An 18,155-nucleotide genomic window follows, 5' to 3' on the forward strand; every position below is an offset into this window, starting at 1 on the left:
CGCCTGCGCGCCGCCTCCCGGCTTCCTGACGCCGAAGGCGGCACTTTCACGTGAAAGTGCCACCTCCCGGCCGACCCGAACGGGCGCTGTTCCCCTGTGGACAGCGCTCGTTTGCGTTGCTGGGGAAGGCCAGGACTGTCGTACCCCTTCGGTACGTTGGAAAACGGGGGCTGCTCAGCCGGCTTCGGTCGTCCGGGCGGCTTCGATCAGTGCCACCAGTTCCGGCGTGACCCGGCGGTCCGCCGGTGTCGCCAGGTACGTCGGCATTCGTGGTGACGGGTCGCGCAACGGCCGGAACGCCACCCCCGGCACCGGCAGCAGGTTCGCGTGCGCCCGGTAGAAGACCGTCCAGTGTGGACGGCCGAAGCCAAGCGTGCCCAAGGTGTCCTGCGCGGTCGTGAAGTCCTTGCCCAGCACCGGCTCGAAACCCGCCTCACGGCAGCAAGCGAGCACCAGGTCGTACAGCGGCTGGTTCCGCGAAGGCGGGCTCAGGCGTGCGGGGAGCGAAGCCAGTGAGGCGAAGGAAACGACGTCGCGAGAAGCCAGCGAGTGCGACGCGGGCAGTGCGACCATCACCTCGTCCGTCCACAGGGGAGTGAAGTCCAGCCCGGATCCCGGCCACGAGCCGCGGACGATGGTGGCGTCCAGGGAGCCGTCGCGGACGCGTTGCAGCCGTTGGGTCGTCGGGGCGTGGACCAGTTCCAACGCGGCCGACGGCGCGAGCCGGGCGAACGCGCTCAGCAGGACGTCCAAGCGGTCGCCGAGGCCCTCACTCGTGCCCAGGCGGACCAGTGTGCCGGGCGCGCGGAACTCCGCGACCGAGTCCGCCGCCCGGTCCGCCGCCGCGAGCACCGCACGCGCGTGCGGCAGGAACCGCCGGCCCGCCTCGGTCAACGACACGCTCCGGGTGGTTCGGTTCAGCAACGCGACCCCCAGTTCCCGCTCCAGCCGTCGGACCTGCTGGCTCACCGCCGGCTGGACGATGTGCAGCCGCTCGGCCGCGCGCCCGAAGTGCAGCTCCTCGGCGACCGCGACGAAGTACCGCACCTGCCGTAGCTCCACCGCGCCCCCATTCATCAGTGTTCGTGATGAGTGTACGAGCGGAGTGCTCATCGGAAAACGCACGTCCGGGCGGTTGGCTCGAACCCGAGCGAAAGGAACCCGACATGCCCTCCCTGAACGTTCGCGGCACCCGCCTCCACTACGACGACGCCGGCCGCGGCCCCGCCCTGCTGCTCCTGCACGGCTGGGGGACCAGCGGCCGCGTCTGGCAGTCGTGCCTGCCCGACCTGGTGCGCGACCACCGCGTCGTCACCCTCGACTGGCGCGGGTGCGGCCGCTCGGACCAGCCGGCCGAGGGCAACACGATCGACGGCGTCACGGCCGACGTCGCCGCGGTGATCGAGGCGCTGGAACTGGAGAAGGCCGTCGTCGTCGGCTCGTCGTTCGGCGCGGTCTTCGGCACCGAGCTCGCCCTGGCCCGCCCCGAGCTCGTCGGCGGGGTCGTCGCGGTCGACGGCCCGGCCTACTGGCCGGCCGCGGCGATGCTGGAGAAGGTCCTCGACCTGCGCGAACGGATGCTCGACGACCGCATCGGCACCCTGGCGGAATGGGTGCCGAACTGGTTCGCCCCGGGCGTCTCGCCGCAGCTGGTCGACTGGACCGTGCGCCAGCTGGCCGACTCGAGCGTCTACCTCGACGACATGTTCACCGAGGTGACGCGCTACGACCCGCGGCCGCGGCTGCCACGGCTGGCCGTCCCGATCACCTACCTGCACGGCGAGCTCGACACCGAGATCCCCCTCGAAGTCCCGCGGGCGTGCGCGGCCCTGACGCCCGGCGCCCGGGTGCACGTCATCGCCGGCTGCGGGCACATCCCGCACCAGGAGAACCCCCGCGCGTTCACCGCGGCCCTGCGCGCGGTCGTCCCGGTCGCCGCCTGAACCCGGAAGGAAAGCCATGCCCACGGTCCCCGTGACCCTCGCCGGCGGGAAAGCCGCCGTGCACTACGACGTCGACGGCCACGGCCCCGCGCTGCTCCTGCTCCACGGCACCGCCGCTTCCCGCGAGCAGTGGGCGCCGCTGACGGCCCTCGCCCGCGACCGCTTCACCGTGCTCGCCCCGGACTTCTCCGGCTCGGGGCTGACCACCGACCACGGCGGGCCGATCGACGTCGCCGACCTGGCCACCGAGGTGCTGGCGGTGCTGGACGACGCCGGGGTCGCGGCCGCGCACGTCGTCGGGCACTCGCTCGGCGCCGTGGTGGCCGCGCACCTGGCCGGCACCCACCCGAGCCGGGTGCGCTCGGCCGTGCTGCACGCGGCCTGGCCGGTCACCGACGTCCGCCAGGACGCCGAGTTCCGCCACTGGCTCGAGCTGCTGGCCGACGGCCCGGCGGCGTTCGCCCGGATGCTGCCGCTGATGGCGTTCGGCCCGCGCTACTGGTCCACGGCGACCGCGGCGGGCAACGACCAGCTCGTCGCGGATCTGACGACGATGATCCAGCCGGGCACGGACCGCCAGACGGAAGCCGACCGCCACGTCGACCTGCGGCCGGTCCTCGGCGCCATCACCGCGCCGACGCTGGTGCTCGGCAGCGCCCACGACCGGATCGTCACGGCCGAGCAGCAGCGCGAGCTGGTCGCGGCGATTCCCGGCGCGCGCGCCGCCACGATCGACGCCGGCCACGGCGCCCCGGCCGAGCTGCCGGCCGAGTTCGCCCGGCTTGTCCTGGACTTCGTGGCCGCGACGGTCTCGGTCTGACCCAGAGCCGTGAGGGACACGGAGTCCCTGAGGGTGCCCCTCACGGCACGGGTCAGCGAGCCTGCTTCAGCACCACCGCGGCGATCCCGGCCATGCCCGCCTTCAGCGGGTGGTAGGCCGCCGCGACGAAGATGTTCTGGTTCTGGCCGTTGATCCACGCCGAGCCGCCGCGCGCGCAGGCGTCGTGCCCGCGGGACGGGCCGAACGTGTCCACGTAAGTGGCCTTGCCATCCGCGTCGACGGCGTCCGACAGGGCCTGGTTCAGCTCCTGCTCGACCTCGTTCAGCCAGGCGTAGTCGCCGTCGGCGAACGGCAGGACGTCCGGGCAGTAGCCGCTCGGCGGCGCGATCCGCGGGTAACCGACGACCAGGACCCGCGCGCCGGGCGAGCGCTGGTGGATGGCGGCGAGCACGGCCTCGACCCGCGGCACGGTGTTCCCGATGGCCGTCTTCACCGTGTTGACGCCGTTGGTCGTGAAGTGCTCTTCGCACGGGCTGCCGGTCGGATCGGCCTTCCGCAGGCCCGGGCACGTCCCGACGATGCCGCCGAAGACGCCGAAGTCGTTGCCGCCGATGCCGAGGGTGACCAGGTCGGTGTCGATCCGCAGGGCGCCCAGCTGGGGCGGGTTGGTGCCGCTGAACGGCACGGACTGCGGCCGCGTCATGTTCGTGGTGTCGGCGCCGGCGCAGCTGGCGTCGTCGAAGTCGCCGACGCGGAGCGCGTCCGCCAGCACCGACGGGTAGTTCGCCGTCGACCGGCCGCAGCCGAGCGGGTCGGTCCGCTGGGCCGGGATGAACGGCCCCGAGGTGTAGGAGTCGCCGAGCGCGACGTAGTGGTGGATGCGGGAAACCGGGAGTGCCGCCGACGCCGCGGTGGCGGACGCGGGAAGCAGGATGGCTGCCGAGACGACGGCGACGAGCAGCCGGGCGATGCGCATGAAGACCCCGTTCTGTTCTGCGGAACTCCCTCCACATCTAGCGAGCACGGGGTGGTGCGGGGGCGGACTTCACCCGCCCGTGGTGTCACAACGGGTGATCGTCTTCCGGCTCACGGTAAGTGATCAGCGTGCGCCAGAACAGCAGCGGCCGGACTGTGCTCCCGGGCAGCAGCCGGGCGGCGTCGCGCCGCACCTCGGCCATCGCCGGGAACCGGAACAGCGTGGGCGCCTGCGGCCCGTCGTCCCCGCCGCCGTTGAGCCGCTCGCCGGCGTGGACGACCAGCCGGGCCAGCGCGTTCGCCGGCACGGCCGCCAGCTCCCGCAGCCAGTCGCGCGGGCCGCTCGGCCGGGCCGGCGTCAGCACCACGAGCACCCCGCCCGGCACCAGGGCGCGGCGCAGCTTGGTGACCGTCGCGAACGGCACGTGGTGCAGGGACGCGAGGCAGGAGATGTAGTCGTAGTGCTGCTCCGGCAGGTCGTCGGTGGTGATGTCCGCCTGCCGGTAGACGATCTTGCCCGGGCCCGGCGACCCGAGCCCCGACGCCGCCTCCACCATGGCCGCCGACACGTCGAGGGCCTCCACCGCCATCCCGGTCGCGGCCAGCCGCCGCGCGAACCGGCCGGTGCCGCAGCCGACGTCCAGCGCGATCCCCGGCCCCGGCGGCAGCTGGTCCAGCAGCAGCGGGTGGTAGTGGTCGTTGTGGTTGAACGGCATGCGTCGAGAGTGCCACCTGAGGCGCACGTAGACTCGCAAGGCAAGCCGAAAACCCCAGGCCGGAGGAGATTCAGTGCCGCAGGATGAGACAGGTCGCAGGCCGGACCTGTCGGATCTGGACAGCTTCGCGGGCGTCGACGAACTGGGCGCCCAGGGGTACGAGGACGACGACGACACCGACCCCGAACTGAACGCCCGGGACACCGCGTTCGACGCGGGCGGCGGCTCGCGCGGCGGGATCGGCGGCGTCGGCCAGCTGGGTGACAACCTCGCCACCGGCCCGGTGCCAGACATGATCACCGCCGAGGACGCCGAGCTGCACGAGCTCGACGACCAGGGCGCACCCGAGGCGTACGGCCACCCGGACGGCCCCGAGGCGCGGCGCGAGCTGATGGCCGTCGAGGCCGAGCTGAACCAGCGCTGGCCCGAGACGAAGATCGAGCCGTCGCTGACCCGCATCTCCGCCCTGGTCCAGCTGCTGGGCGAGCCCAACCGCGGCTACCCGGTGCTACACGTGGCCGGCACCAACGGCAAGGGCTCCACGGCCCGGATGATCGACGCGCTGCTGACCCGGATGGGCCTGCGCGTCGGCCGCTACACCAGCCCGCACCTGCAGCTGGTCACCGAGCGGATCGCGCTGGACGGACACCCGATCTCCGCCGCGCGTTACGCCGAGCTGTGGCACGACCTGGCGCCGTACGTGGCCATGGTCGACGGCGCCGCCGCGGACGGCGTGGCGATGAGCAAGTTCGAGATCCTCACCGGGATGGCGTTCGCCGCCTTCGCCGACGCGCCCGTCGAGGCCGCCGTGATCGAGGCGGGCCTGGGCGGTGCCTGGGACGCCACGAACGTCGCGGACGCCGAGGTCGCCGTCATCACGCCGATCGGCCTCGACCACATCGAGTACCTCGGCCCCGACATCCTCGGCGCGGCCAGGGAGAAGGCCGGGATCATCAAGCCCGGGTCCGTCGCGGTGATCGCCGAGCAGGACCCCGAGGTGCAGAAGGTGCTGCTGGACCGCGCCGTCGAGGTGGACGCCTCGGTGGCGCGCGCCGGCAGCGAGTTCGGCGTGCTGGAGCGCGAGATCGCCGTCGGCGGGCAGATGCTGAAGCTGCAGGGCCTCGGCGGGGTCTACGACGAGATCTTCCTGCCGCTGCACGGCGCCCACCAGGCCCAGAACGCCGCGCTCGCGCTGGCCGCCGTCGAGGCGTTCTTCGGGGCGGGCAAGGACAAGCAGCTGGTCATGGAGGCCGTGCGCGAGGCGTTCGCGGAGGTCGAGAACCCGGGCCGGCTCGAGCGCGTCCGCGCGGCGCCGACGGTGCTGCTCGACGCCGCGCACAACCCGCACGGCGCCCGCGCGCTGGCCGCGACCGTGGCCGAGGAGTTCGCGTTCCGCCGCCTGGTCGGCGTCGTCGGCGTGATGGCCGAGAAGGACGCCCGCGGCATCCTCGAGGCCCTGGAGCCGGTGCTGTCCGACGTCGTCGTCACGCGCAACTCGTCGCCGCGGTCGATGCCGCTGGAGGAGCTCAACGACCTGGCGATCTCGATCTTCGGTGAGGACCGGGTCGTCGCCGAGACCGACCTGGAGACCGCCGCCGAGACGGCGATCGCGCTGGTGGAGACCAGTGACGACCCGGAAGAGCCCCTCGCGGGCGGCGGCGTGCTGGTCACCGGCTCGGTCGTCACCGCGGGCGAGGCGCGCACGCTGTTCGGGAAGGAGCCGGCGTGAGTGAACCGACGGAAACCGCACCGAAGCCGAAGGACCCGATGAAGGGGTTCCGCGGCGTGATGTCGGGGATGCTGATCCTGGAGGGCATCACCGTCGCCCTCGCGCTGCCGGTGGTGAACAAGCTCGGCGGCGGGATCAGCACCGGTACCGGCTGGACCGTGCTGGCCGTCGCGCTGCTGCACGTCGTGCTCTGCGGGTTCGTCAAGCGGCCGTGGACGGTCCCAGTGCTCCTCGCGCTGCAGGTCGTGCTGATCGCGCTGGTGTTCTGGCTGCCCGCGATCGCCGTGCTGGGCGTGATCTTCCTGGCGGTCTGGCTGTGGCTGCTGTGGCTGCGCAAGGACGTCGCCCGCCGGATGGCGGCCGGCACCCTCGCGAGCCAGCAGCAGCCCCAGCCCTGACTCACCGCAGGACGACGACCCGCAGCGCGGGGGAGCGCAGGATGTCGGCTTCGCAGAAGCGGTCCTTCACCCACTGCCCCCGGCTGTAGAGCTTCGTCTGGTCACTGAAGTACGGCGACTGCAGGTTCGCCGACTGCGAGTAGGTCAGCAACGTCGAGGAGTCGGGGCACGCGTGCCCGCTGAACCCGACCACCTGGATGTAGCTCGACCCGTGCTGGATGTCGACGACCCCGCGCGACGGGTCCCACAGCGGCGTCATCACGTTGAGGATGCCGAGCTGGCCCGGTCCGCCGTGGATCGGGATCCGCTCGCCGTCACGGGTGACGGCTTGGCCGTCCCGCAGCGGCGCGTCCGGCGCGAGCCCCGCCTTGCGCAGGTCGGCCAGCGCGTCGCCGAACGCCTTCTGCACGCCGGCATCCGCTGAGTTGAGCGTGTTCGGCGTGGTCAGCGGCGCCTTCGGGTCGAACGGCACCGCGAAGCGCGCCGTGCCGCCGAGCCGGACGGTGAACCGGTGGAACAGCAGCGAACCACGGCTGTCGAGCGAGTACGTGTGGTCCCAGTTCGCCAGGGTCGTGCACGCGGGCCCGACCGGCTGCGGGCCGGACGACGACGGCGCCTGCCCGCCGGGGAACGACGCGCACAGCTTCGCCAGGTCCGCCGCCGTCAGGTCGGCGAGCAGGCTGTGGTCGGCGAAGAGCAGCTGCTTCATCGAGTCCGTTGTGAACCCGCCCTTTTCGGCGCTCAGCAGCGCTTCCCGGGTCCGCGGTGAGCGTTCGGTGCCGATGTCGCCGGCGATCCGCGGGTAGCCCGTGATCGGGGTTTTCGCGTTCGCGAGCCACGCGCTGTCGTTCGTGTTCAGCTCGTAGTCCCGGCTCTGCTGCTGCGGCAGCCGTGACGGCGCGAAGATGCCCGGCTCCACCGCGCCGGGGTCGGAACCCCAGTTGCACGCCGACTTCGAACCGTCCAAGATGGACAGTCCTTCGGCCGGGAACGTCTGCTGCCCCAGCGGAGTGCTGCACGCCTTCGCCTGCTCGTCCGTGACGTGCGGGACGACCTGGACGTCGGAGTACAGCGCGTGGCCCGCCCGGTCGGTGGCGATCGTGTTGACCCACGGCACCCCCTGCGTGCGGCTCAGCGCGCGGGTGATGTCGGCCGTGCTGTGCGCCTGGTCGAGCTCGAACCAGGTGTTGAGCCCGCGCAGGTTGGTGGCGTTGGCGTCGCGCACCGCGTACGCCGACTTCGCCGTCCACGGCACCGGGATCCCGGCGACGTCCCCGATCACCGGCCCGTACCGCGTCGACCAGAACGTCTGGCGGACCGGCTTCAGCGAGCCGTCGGCCTGGCGCACCTGGACCGAGACGTCGCGCGAGGTCATCTTCTCGGCCTGGCCGTCGACCAGGTAGGTCGTCGGGTCGCCCGGCTTCAGCGGGACTTCGAACAGGCCGAACGTGATCGGCGTGGACACCGTGTGCGTCCAGGCCGCGTCGGCGGTGTGCCCGATCTGGACGAACGGCATGCCGAGCAGGCTCGCGCCGGCCACGTCGAACCGGCCCGGGATGGTCAGCTGGCTCTGCCAGAACCGGCGCCCGGCCTGCCACGGGTAGTGCGGGTTGCCGAGCAGCACGCTGCCCTTGCCGGCCGCGGTGCTGTCGGCGCCGATCGCGATGCCGTTGCTGCCGAGCCCGCCCCCGCCGAGCGTCTCCCGCACGCGCGTCGCGAGCTGATCCGCGGTGCCGGTCTTGGTCGACGTCGCGCCGGTCGGTGGCGCGGTGAACAGGCCGTCGGTGATGGCGCCCTGCCCGCCGGTGATGGCGATGGCGTAGTAGTGGCGGTAGAAGTCCTGTTCGGTGATCGGCCGGACCCAGCCGGCGCCGCGGCAGGCCGGGTCGCTGATCCCGGAACGGCCGGTGCGGGCGAGGTAGGCGTTGAAGCCCTTGACGTAGCCGGAGACGATGTCGCGGACCTCGGGCCGCGGTCCCAGCGGCGCGGGCTGCGCGACCAGCCGGTCGACGACGTGGGAGTCGTTGAGCTGCTGGAAGAACAGGTCGCTGTGCAGGTTGTTCCCGGCGTCGGACAGCGACGGGTAGCCCTCGCCGTCCGGGCCGAAGTACTTCGAGCGCTGCGCGCTCACCGTCAGGTAGATGTTCGCGAGCTCGCAGACGTTGTCGGTCGCCGCCGCGAAGCCGTAGCCGTAACCGAGCCCGGCGAAGTCCTTCGCGACGATGTGCGGGACGCCGTGTTCGGTGTAGCGGAGGACGGCTTTGCCGCTGTCCTGTCCCGCTTCCGCGATGCTTGTGCCCAGCGTGGTGACGGTGAGCGCCGCCGTCAGCACCGCCAGGGTTTTCCTGAATGGTCTCATCTGACCCCCTTGTCGTGATCGCCACGTTACCGACGGCGAGCCGCCTCGGACATCGGGGAAACCCCCGGGATCCGTTCACCCGCACGCCATCCGGCGTTGGCCGGGGCGGGGTTGGATCCGCGCATGACCGAACCGACCTGCCACTCCCGCCGCACGCTGTTCAAGGCCGGCCTGACCGGCGCGGCCGCCAGTCTCGTGCTGCCGTCGACCGCTTTCGCCGCGACGCCGCTCGTGCGCCGCGACCGGCCCGTGCTCACCCACGGCGTCCAGTCCGGCGACGTCACGACCGGGTCCGCCGTCGTCTGGTCGCGCGCGGACCGCCCGGCGCGCCTGGTCGTCGAGATCGCGCGGGACCCGTCGTTCCGCCACGCCCGCCGGATCACCGGCCCCGCCGTCGGCCCGGACAGCGACGGCACCGGCCGGGTGCGCGTCGCCGGGCTGACACCGGGGACGGAGTTCCACTACCGCGTCACGGCGGAGTCGCCGGACGGCCGCGCCACGAGCGAGCCGCTGACCGGCACGTTCGCCACGGCGCCGGTCGGCCGCAGCAGCGCCCGGATCCTGTGGTCGGGCGACGTCGTCGGCCAGAACTGGGGCATCAACCCGGACCTGGGCGGCATGACGATCTTCTCGGCGATGGCCGCCCGCCGCCCGGACCTGTTCCTGCACAGCGGCGACACGGTCTACTCCGACGGCCCGCTGACCGAGACGGTCACGCTGCCCGGCGGCCGCACCTGGCGCAACGTCGTCACCGCGGAGAAGGCGAAGGTCGCCGAGACGCTGGCGGAGTATCTACCAACTCAGGATGACCCTTTGGGCCCGGCGGGGCACGCCTTGGCGATGGTGCCCTCCCCAAACTCGATCCGCGAATGACCAACGTCGCAGGGTTGGACGTGCCTGCGCACGCTTGAGTTTCCACGGACTGCGTCGACAGTCCTCGGCGTGGCCTGCCGCTGATTCAACTCCGAGGAGTTGCCGAATTAATGGCAGCGAGCCGCAATCTCTTCGTCCAGGGTTACTGCGCGTACGCCTTGTGCGAGTCTGACATTGGGCCGTCACACTGTAGCCCTTAGGAAGTCAGCGGGTTGCTGCGCTGGCCAACTCAAGTCTTGGCACCTGCCCAGGTCCTGGGACACTTCCGGAATTACTCAGACATCCTCATTTAGGTGCCCTAATATTGCCGTCAGGTGTCGGTCAAAAACTTCCATTCGAGCGTGATGGGCTACCCGCAAGGGGCCCGGGTCAACGGAGCCACCGGGCTCCTGCATTACGCTTGCGAGAAACGTAGACAGCTGCTCCTCGGTTGTAGAGTAGCTGAAGGTAGTCTTTAGCGTTGAAAGTTCAACTCGACGTTCGATCTCAGCTCTTTGAATTTCGTAGTGTAGACTGCCGGAGTCGAATTGAAATTCCTCGGGGAATCCCTGGATTCGTGAACTGCGTGAAATATGTAAAGCCAAAAAGGCGGTCTTATCCGTGATCTCAACCCTTGTTACGAACGTCTCATCCGTGAATGCGACGGTTATAGTAGATTTGAATCGCTGATCAAACAGTCCTACAAGGGATTCGGCCAACTCGTGCCGGAGGCTATCGGCAATCTCGATCGGCGACAATCCGCGGTATTTTGGATTAGTAGTGCGGTCGGCAACCCGGCGTCGCATCAGTGAATCAGACCTTGGGTCCGCGAGTATCACAGTGACCGTGGCTGGGCAGGTGCTCAAAAGCGCCAATCGTCTAGCTACATACTTTGCCGTCGCGCCACGAAATCCGTAGAACGAGGCCTCCAGCATGGCGCGGGATAACTCAATGTCAAATTCTGGGTTGTAGTCCTTACTTGCCGCAAATTTTGCCCTCGGCAAGAAGTATGCCTGCTCGGCGTGAACCGCTCCTAAAAGTTGCTCCGAGTGTGAACTGAAGCTCTCTCGTATCTCCTCGACAACAAGGTTCCGATGCTCGCGATCGCTAAGGAATGCAAAGAATGCTGCGAAAATTCCGCTTGCAATCAAGTTGATCCCCAGTCCTGAAAGGATCGTCGCCCAAGGGGTCGATGAATCCTGGGCAACGAGAAATAGGCCGCCGCCAACTACTAATCCAATTGATAATACGAGTGCGTAACGGGCTAGTCGCCGCTGCAGGATGGAAAGCGGCCTCCGATTTGCCATCAGCTACCTTCCGTGGGTTTCACTTTCCTTTGGCTTCTTGCGCCGGCCCAGCCTACCCGGCTATCTTGTCCGACGGCGAGGCAAGTGATCGTAGCCGTGTGCTGGCGTGAGCACCATGAGCAAGGCTGTGTAGCGCGCTCCCAACTGCGTCTGCTCCGGGGAACACCGAAGCTGCGATCGGCAGTCTTCGTGCGAGTGCGGGGTTTAATGTCGCTCTGCGGACCATGAGGTCCTCAACAACTGGTACCCGGGCAAGATCCTCGACAACCCGGCCTACACCGAGAAGCGCGTCGACGTCCTCGCGCCGCGGGCCTACCAGGCGTTCCACGAGTGGCACCCGATCGACTCGCGTCAGGCCGTCGACGGCCGCGTCTACCGGAGCTTCCGGTACGGCTCGCGCGCCGAGATCTTCGTGCTGGACATGCGGACCTACCGCAACGCCAACACGGCCGACCAGACCAAGCCGGGTTACATTCTCGGCGACCGGCAGGCCCGCTGGCTGGCCGACGCGCTCGGCCGCAGCACGGCGACGTGGAAGATCGTCCAGGCGGACATGCCGCTGGGCCTGGTCGTCCCGGACGGCACTGCGATCGAGGCCGTGGCGAACAACCTGCCCGGCGCGCCCGGCGGCCGCGAGACGGAGCTGGCCTGGGTGCTGCGCGAGATCCAGCGCCGCCGCGTCCGCAACGTCGTCTGGCTGACGGCGGACGTCCACTACACGGCGGCACACCACTATTCGCCGGACCGCGCGGCGTTCCAGGACTTCGACCCGTTCTGGGAGTTCGTGTCCGGGCCGTTGAACGCGGGCGCGTTCGGCCCGAACACGCTCGACCCGACGTTCGGCCCGGAGGCGGTGTTCGTCCACGCCCCGCCGGTCGCGAACACGGCCCCGATCGACGGCTTCCAGCACTTCGGCGAGCTGAACATCGACGGCGCCAGTGGCGACCTGACGGTGGACCTGCGCGACGCCACGGGCGCGTCGCTGTGGTCGAAGAAGCTGCACCCGCAAGGCCGCTGAAGTGAGTCCAAAGCCGTGAAGGCCTCCTTCCCGGCCATAAGAGCCGGGAAGGAGGCCTTCACGGCTTTCAGGCCGGTTCGTGACGTCGACTACAAAGGCCCGGAAGACCGTCGGCTAGGCTCCGCGCACCGACACTTAACCGCAACAAGGAGAAACACCGTCGTGACTGAACGCACGCTGGTCCTGGTCAAGCCCGATGGCGTCGCGCGCGGCCTCGTCGGCGAGGTCATCTCGCGGATCGAGCGCAAGGGCCTCAAGCTCGTCGCCGTCGAACTGCGGACCGTCCCCCAGGCCCTGGCCGAGGAGCACTACGCCGAGCACAAGGAGCGTTCGTTCTTCGGCGAGCTGCTGGAGTTCATCACCTCGGGCCCGCTGGTCGCGCTCGCCGTCGAAGGCCCGCGCGCGATCCCGGCGTTCCGCCAGCTGGCCGGCGGCACCGACCCGGTCGAGAAGGCCACCCCGGGCACCATCCGCGGCGACTTCGCGCTGGAGACCCAGTACAACCTGGTCCACGGCTCGGACTCCGCGGAGTCGGCCGAGCGCGAGCTGAAGCTCTGGTTCCCCGACCTGTGATCGGCACCGGGGCCACCTCCGGGTGGCCCCGGCTCGACCCGGAGACCCGATGACGACGATGCCGTTCCCGGCCCGCGACTACCTCCCCGTGCTGGGGGAGCTGGCCGACGGGTTCGCCGAAGTCCTGCGCACCGCCGACCCCGCCGCGGCCGTGCCGGACTGCGGCGGCTGGACGCTGCGCGACCTCGGCACGCACCTGGGCAACGTCCACCGCTGGGCCACCTCCGTCGTCATCTCCGGGGAATCGCAACGGCAGAGCTTCGACGACGGCCCGGGCGCCGACCTCGCGTCCTGGTACGCCGACAGCGCGAAGCAGCTCTTGGACGCGCTCGAGGCCGCCACCCCCGAGGACCGCTGCTGGCACTTCGCGGGCACGGAGAAGGTCAAGGCCTTCTGGTTCCGCCGCCAGGTCCACGAAACCGCCGTCCACCTCACGGACGCGCACGCCGCGGCCGGCACCGCGGTCACGCTCGACCCGGCGGTCGCCGCGGACGGCGTCGACGAGGTCCTCACCGCCTGGCTCCCGCGCGTCTCGCGCTGGCACGCCCCGCCGCCGCTGGCCGCGCCACTCGCGCTGCGCACCACCGACACCGGCGACGCCTGGACGCTGCACCCGGGTGAGCCGCCTGCACTCGGCCCGGCCACCGAACCCGCCGCGACCGCCGAGGCGACGGCGCAGGACCTCCTGCTGCACCTGTGGAAGCGCACCGCCCCCGCGCCGCGTCTCACCGGCGACACCGGGACCGCCGAACAGTTCCTCCAGGCGCCGTTCACGGCCTGACGCCGCAGCTGTTCTAGACCATTCAGGCGGCGTTCACCGCGAAGCCTTCCCGTGGCCGTGCCGCTGCGCTGTGCTGGTCCGGTTCACTCTCACTCGATACTGGGGTACCCGGTGAAGAAGTCACGCTTCGTGCTCTCCGGCGCGCTCTTGGCGCTGTTCACGTCCGGTCTCGTCGTCCCGGCCCACGCCGATCCGCTCGCGGCGCCGCTGGGGACGCCGCCGATCGAGGGCGCGCCCGCCGCGTCGTCGGCCCACGAAGGCCCGGCGACCTCCGCCGCCGCGGACCCCGACGACGGCCTCGTCACCGGCAGCGCGACCACCGAGGTCGCGCCCGGCCTGGACCTCACCCAGTTCGACCGGTACGACCCGGCGGGCTGGATCCGCGGCGACACCCTCGCCGTCGACCTGGGCAGCAAGGTGCTCCGGCCGACGTACCTCAGCCCGGGCACGGTTTCCGCGCGCACACCGCTCTCGCAGCAGGTCGCGCGCACCGGCGCGGTCGCCGGCGTGAACGGCGACTTCTTCGACATCAACGCCACCGGCGCGCCGATCGGCGTCGGCGTCGACCACGGGCAGCTGCAGACGGCGCCCGCGGCCGGCCACAACCTCACCGCGGCGATCACGGACGAGGGCAAGGCCCGGCTCGCATCGGTCTTCCTCGAAGCGACGGTCACGCTGCCCGGCGGCGCCGTGCAGGCCACGAACTTCAACAGCCCGGTCCTGGACCGCGACGCGATCGGCGTCTACACGCCGTTGTGGGGCGCGTCCGGCCGCGCGACGTCGGTGGCCGGCGCCGCGCGGGTCCTCGAGGTGGAGCTGCGCGACGGCGTCGTCACCCAGGTGCGCACCGCGCCGGCGGACGGCCCGATCGCGGCCGGCACGACCGTGCTCCTGGCCCGTGAGGCCGGGGCGGACGCGCTCGCCGCGCTGAAGCCGGGTGACGCGGTCGGCGTCACGTACGCGCCGCGCTCCGACGCCGGGAAGATCGCGGTCGCGGTGGGCGGCAACGAAGTCCTGCTGCGCGACGGCGTCGTGCAGCCCGTCGACAACGTGGCGATGCACCCGCGGACCGCGGTCGGCTTCTCCGCCGACGGCACGAAACTGTGGCTGGCCACTGTGGACGGACGCCAGGCCGACAGCCGCGGCATGACCGAGCTGGAACTGGCGCGGCACATGAAGAGCCTCGGCGCGGACGACGCGATCAACCTCGACGGCGGCGGCTCGTCGACGCTGCTGGCGCGCACCGAAGGCGAGGCCGCGCCGAGCATCCGCAACGCGCCGTCCGACGGCGGGGAACGCCTGGTGCCCAACGGGATCGGCTTCGGCACAGTGCCCGGCAGCGGCCGGCTGACGGCGTTCGCGCCGGCGCCCGCGGTGGCGACGGCCGACGCGACCCGCGTCCTGACCGGCCTGACCCGGCACCTGGTCGCCGACGGCCACGACGAGACCGGCGCCGCGGTCGCCGCCGACCCGCGCTGGACGACGTCCGACCCCCGGCGGGCCTCCGTGACGCACGGGGTCGTCACCGGGCACGGTCCCGGTGGGGTCGACGTCGTCGCGAAGTCCGGCCGGGCGGCCGGGAAGACGGCGCTTTCGGTGCTGGGCAAGCCGGTCCGGCTCGGCACGAGCACCGAGCAGGTCGCGCTGTCGGCGGCCGGTGCGACCAGCACGTTCAAGGTGTACGGCTACGACGCCGACGGCTACGGCACCTGGCTGGAACCCGACGACGTCAAGCTCGGTTACGACCACGCGGTGGTGCGGATCGTCCCCGCGGGCGACGGCTTCTCGGTGACGGCGCTGACGGCGTCGGGCGCGTCCGCGATCACCGCGACGGCGGCCGGCCTGACCACGCACCTGGCCGCGTCCGTGGGCACGGCCGCGCAGGTCGCGGCGCCGCTGGACGGCCCGGCGGGCTGGACCGCCACGGTGTTCCCGGCGGTCGTCGGCGCGGCGCTGTCCGCGGCACCGGGGCAGGACGGTGGCGCCGGTCTCGCGCTGGACTACCGGCTGACCGGCACGACCGCGACGCGCGCCGCGTACGTCACGCCTTCGGCGTCGCTGCCGGTACCGACGGGCACGCAGAAGATCGGCCTGTGGGTCAACGGTGACGGCAAGGGCGCCTGGCTGCGGGCCGAACTGCGCGACGCCGCGAACGTCGCGTCCATTGTGGATTCGTCGCTGAGCGTGGACTGGACGGGCTGGCGCTACGTCACCGCCGCGGTGCCGGCCGGACTGCCCGCTGGCCAGCGGCTGGCGCGGTTCTACGCCGTCGAAAACGTGCCGGACCAGCAGTACGAAGGTCACCTGGTGTTCGACGACCTGACGTTCGAGGTGGCACCGTCGGCAGCGGTGCCCGCGGACCCGGCGCCGCACGACCCGGCGCTGGTCACCGACGGCACGCTCGCCGGCGGCCTGCGCGTCGCGGTCGTCAGCGACGCGCAGTTCACCGCCGACGACCCCACCGGCCCGCTGGTCGCCCAGGCGCGGCGGGCGCTGCGCGAGGCCGTCGCGGCGAAGCCGGACCTGGTGCTGCTCAACGGCGACTTCGTCGACCGCGGCACCCCGCCCGACTTCACGCTGGCGCGGCAGGTGATTTCCGAGGAACTGGACGGCAAGGCGCCCTGGTACTACGTGCCGGGCAACCACGAAGCCGAGGGCGGCAACGGCCTCGCCAACTTCCAGGCCGTCTTCGGGGACACCCACCGCGTCGTCGACCTGCGCGGGATCCGGCTGGTGCTGCTGGACTCCTCGCGCGGTTCGCTGCGGGCCGGCGGGTTCGACCAGGTGCGGATGCTGCGCTCGGCGCTCGACTCGGCGGCCGCCGACCGGAACGTGCGCGGGGTCGTCGTCGCGATGCACCACCCGGTGAAGGACCCGAGCCCGACCGGGAACTCCCAGCTCGCCGACCCGAAGGAAGCGGCGCTGCTGACCGGCTGGCTGACCGGTTTCGAGCAGACGTCCGGCAAGCCCGCGGCCGCCGTCGCCTCGCACGCCGGCGTGTTCTCACTGTCCCGTGTGGACGGTGTGCCGTACCTGGTCAACGGCAACTCCGGCAAGGCGCCCGCGGCCGCACCGGGCGACGGCGGGTTCGTCGGCTGGACGCTGCTGCGCGTCGACCCGGCCGACCGCGCCCAGCCGGTGCGGTTCGAGACCCGCCCCAACGTCGACTCGCTGGTCGTCACGGGCCCCGCCGAGCTGTCCCGGGGTGCCCACGCCGACGTGCGCGCGACGCTGCGCCAGGGCATCCGCGACGTCCCGGTGTCGTACCCGGTCAGCGCGGACTGGACCGGCGCGTGGGGCACGCACATCGCTTCGGCCGGGTGGCCGCCCGCGCCGTGGGACGTCGTGTCGTTCGACCCGTCGACCGGGGTGCTGACGGCGTTGCGCCCGGGCGTCGCGCGGCTGTCGGTGACGGTCAACGGGGTGACGAAAACGCTGGTGTCGACCGTTCGCGGCTAAACCGTTCGGTTTTTGTCGGTGGCGGGTCCTAGGGTTCGGGTGTGGACCAAACGGAGGAGCGAGAGCCGGCGCTGGTGCAGGCCAAGGCACTGGTGAAGCGGTTCGGCGAGTTCGAAGCCGTGCGCGGGATCGACGTCGAGGTGCGGCGCGGGGAGGCGTTCGGCTTCCTCGGCCCCAACGGCGCCGGGAAGTCGTCGACCATGCGGATGATCGCGTGCGTGTCACCGCGGACCGACGGCGACCTGCGCGTGCTCGGCCTGGACCCGGACGCGGCCGGCCCGCGGATCCGCGCGCGCCTCGGCGTCGTGCCGCAGCTGGACAACCTGGACGTCGAGCTGACCGTCCGCGAGAACCTGATCGTGTACGCCCGGTACTTCGGGCTGTCGCGGGCGGTGGCTCGCCGCAAGGCCGAAGAGTTGCTGGAGTTCGCCCAGCTGACGGACCGGGCGGACGACAAGGTGGACCCGCTGTCGGGCGGCATGAAGCGGCGCTTGACGATCGCGCGGTCGCTGGTCAACGACCCGGAACTGCTGCTGCTCGACGAACCGACGACAGGCCTCGACCCGCAGGCCCGGCACCTGCTGTGGGATCGCTTGTTCCGGCTCAAGGCCCAGGGCACCACGCTGATCGTGACCACGCACTACATGGACGAGGCGGAGCAGCTGTGCGACAGGCTGGTGGTGATGGACCACGGCCGCATCGCCGCGGAAGGCTCACCGGCCGAACTGATCAGCCGCTACTCGACACGCGAAGTCGTCGAGCTGCGGTTCGCGTCGGGGGAGCAGGAGTCGGCGGCCGCGCAGGTGGCGGGCCTGGCGGAGCGGGTGGAGGTGCTCCCGGACCGGGTCCTGCTCTACAGCAACGACGGCGAGGACGCCCTGGAACGCACCCACGCCCGAGGCGTCCGCCCGCTGTCGAGCCTGGTGCGCCGCAGTTCCCTGGAGGACGTGTTCCTCAGGCTGACCGGCCGAACGCTGGTGGACTGATGGGCTCAGGTTCTCTTGGCACACACGGCTGTCCCGCGCCCCTCCGCCCTCCCGGAGAGTCGGCCGCTCCGGGTGGCGAGTTGGCTGCTCCGGTCGGCGGGTTGGCCGTTCGGGATGGCGAGTCGGCCGTTCCGGTCGCGACGGTGGCCCTGGCCCGGCTGCCCCGGCTACGACTCCGCCGGGATCCGGCCGATGCCCATCGCCGGAGGGACCCGCGGGGGTGCAGCTCACGCGCGCACTCCTGCCGGGCGATCCGGCGATCGTGCCTCTGCCGGGAG

At 71.3% G+C, this 18,155-nt stretch carries 13 protein-coding genes and 2 pseudogenes; 10 read left to right on the forward strand and 5 right to left on the reverse strand.

Annotated features, from left to right (window positions below; genetic code table 11):
• Window positions 1-174: 174 nt before the first annotated feature.
• Window positions 175-1,062, reverse strand: coding sequence for a LysR family transcriptional regulator (locus OHS58_RS01015; protein WP_328646837.1), 888 nt, complete (start codon window positions 1,060-1,062; stop codon window positions 175-177).
• A 104-nt stretch (window positions 1,063-1,166) separates the two neighbouring features.
• Between OHS58_RS01015 and OHS58_RS01020 the strand changes: the two genes are divergently transcribed.
• Both OHS58_RS01020 and OHS58_RS01025 read left to right on the forward strand, forming a co-directional pair.
• The gene (locus OHS58_RS01020) at window positions 1,167-1,943 is read left to right on the forward strand and encodes an alpha/beta fold hydrolase (protein ID WP_328646838.1); all 777 of its coding nucleotides are present in this window, start codon (window positions 1,167-1,169) and stop codon (window positions 1,941-1,943) included.
• A gap of 16 nt (window positions 1,944-1,959) precedes the next feature.
• Window positions 1,960-2,763, forward strand: coding sequence for an alpha/beta fold hydrolase (locus OHS58_RS01025; protein WP_328646839.1), 804 nt, complete (start codon window positions 1,960-1,962; stop codon window positions 2,761-2,763).
• A gap of 52 nt (window positions 2,764-2,815) precedes the next feature.
• Here the strand turns inward: OHS58_RS01025 and OHS58_RS01030 are convergent, their stop codons facing one another.
• Window positions 2,816-3,700 (reverse strand): SGNH/GDSL hydrolase family protein, encoded by an 885-nt coding sequence (locus OHS58_RS01030; protein WP_328646840.1) that lies wholly within the window; start codon window positions 3,698-3,700, stop codon window positions 2,816-2,818.
• 85 nt (window positions 3,701-3,785) lie between these two features.
• Entirely contained in the window at window positions 3,786-4,415 is a 630-nt protein-coding gene (locus tag OHS58_RS01035) for a class I SAM-dependent methyltransferase (protein WP_328646841.1), read from the reverse strand.
• A gap of 73 nt (window positions 4,416-4,488) precedes the next feature.
• On the opposite strand from OHS58_RS01035, the gene folC reads away from it, so the two are divergent.
• Entirely contained in the window at window positions 4,489-6,144 is a 1,656-nt protein-coding gene (folC, locus tag OHS58_RS01040) for a bifunctional tetrahydrofolate synthase/dihydrofolate synthase (protein ID WP_326943346.1), read from the forward strand.
• A gap of 38 nt (window positions 6,145-6,182) precedes the next feature.
• On the forward strand, window positions 6,183-6,542 hold the full coding sequence (locus tag OHS58_RS01045; RefSeq protein WP_247064493.1) for a DUF4233 domain-containing protein: 360 nt from the start codon (window positions 6,183-6,185) through the stop codon (window positions 6,540-6,542).
• Between the two features lies 1 nt (window position 6,543).
• Here the strand turns inward: OHS58_RS01045 and OHS58_RS01050 are convergent, their stop codons facing one another.
• Window positions 6,544-8,901 carry a penicillin acylase family protein gene (locus OHS58_RS01050; RefSeq protein ID WP_328646842.1) on the reverse strand — a complete coding sequence of 786 codons (2,358 nt, stop codon included), beginning with the start codon at window positions 8,899-8,901 and terminating at the stop codon, window positions 6,544-6,546.
• A gap of 123 nt (window positions 8,902-9,024) precedes the next feature.
• On the opposite strand from OHS58_RS01050, the pseudogene OHS58_RS01055 reads away from it, so the two are divergent.
• Window positions 9,025-9,693, forward strand: a pseudogene (locus tag OHS58_RS01055) (alkaline phosphatase D family protein); the annotation flags it as partial.
• Window positions 9,694-10,049: 356 nt separating this feature from the next.
• Here OHS58_RS01055 and OHS58_RS01060 read toward each other — a convergent pair.
• Window positions 10,050-11,060 (reverse strand): hypothetical protein, encoded by a 1,011-nt coding sequence (locus OHS58_RS01060; protein ID WP_328646843.1) that lies wholly within the window; start codon window positions 11,058-11,060, stop codon window positions 10,050-10,052.
• A gap of 220 nt (window positions 11,061-11,280) precedes the next feature.
• Here OHS58_RS01060 and OHS58_RS01065 point away from each other — a divergent pair.
• The 5 genes and pseudogenes from OHS58_RS01065 to OHS58_RS01085 all read left to right on the forward strand — a co-directional run.
• Window positions 11,281-12,078, forward strand: a pseudogene (locus OHS58_RS01065) (alkaline phosphatase D family protein); the annotation flags it as partial.
• 162 nt (window positions 12,079-12,240) lie between these two features.
• Window positions 12,241-12,651: a nucleoside-diphosphate kinase gene (gene ndk / locus OHS58_RS01070; protein WP_247055230.1), complete on the forward strand. Its 411-nt coding sequence runs from the start codon at window positions 12,241-12,243 to the stop codon at window positions 12,649-12,651.
• Window positions 12,652-12,700: 49 nt separating this feature from the next.
• The gene (locus tag OHS58_RS01075) at window positions 12,701-13,432 is read left to right on the forward strand and encodes a maleylpyruvate isomerase family mycothiol-dependent enzyme (RefSeq protein ID WP_328646844.1); all 732 of its coding nucleotides are present in this window, start codon (window positions 12,701-12,703) and stop codon (window positions 13,430-13,432) included.
• 111 nt (window positions 13,433-13,543) lie between these two features.
• A complete protein-coding gene (locus OHS58_RS01080; RefSeq protein WP_328646845.1) occupies window positions 13,544-16,891 on the forward strand; it encodes a phosphodiester glycosidase family protein in 3,348 nt (1,115 codons plus the stop codon).
• A 41-nt stretch (window positions 16,892-16,932) separates the two neighbouring features.
• A complete protein-coding gene (locus OHS58_RS01085; RefSeq protein WP_326943340.1) occupies window positions 16,933-17,877 on the forward strand; it encodes an ABC transporter ATP-binding protein in 945 nt (314 codons plus the stop codon).
• Window positions 17,878-18,155: the final 278 nt, after the last annotated feature.

The sequence above is a fragment of the Amycolatopsis sp. NBC_00348 genome, from assembly GCF_036114655.1.
Taxonomy (GTDB): domain Bacteria; phylum Actinomycetota; class Actinomycetes; order Mycobacteriales; family Pseudonocardiaceae; genus Amycolatopsis.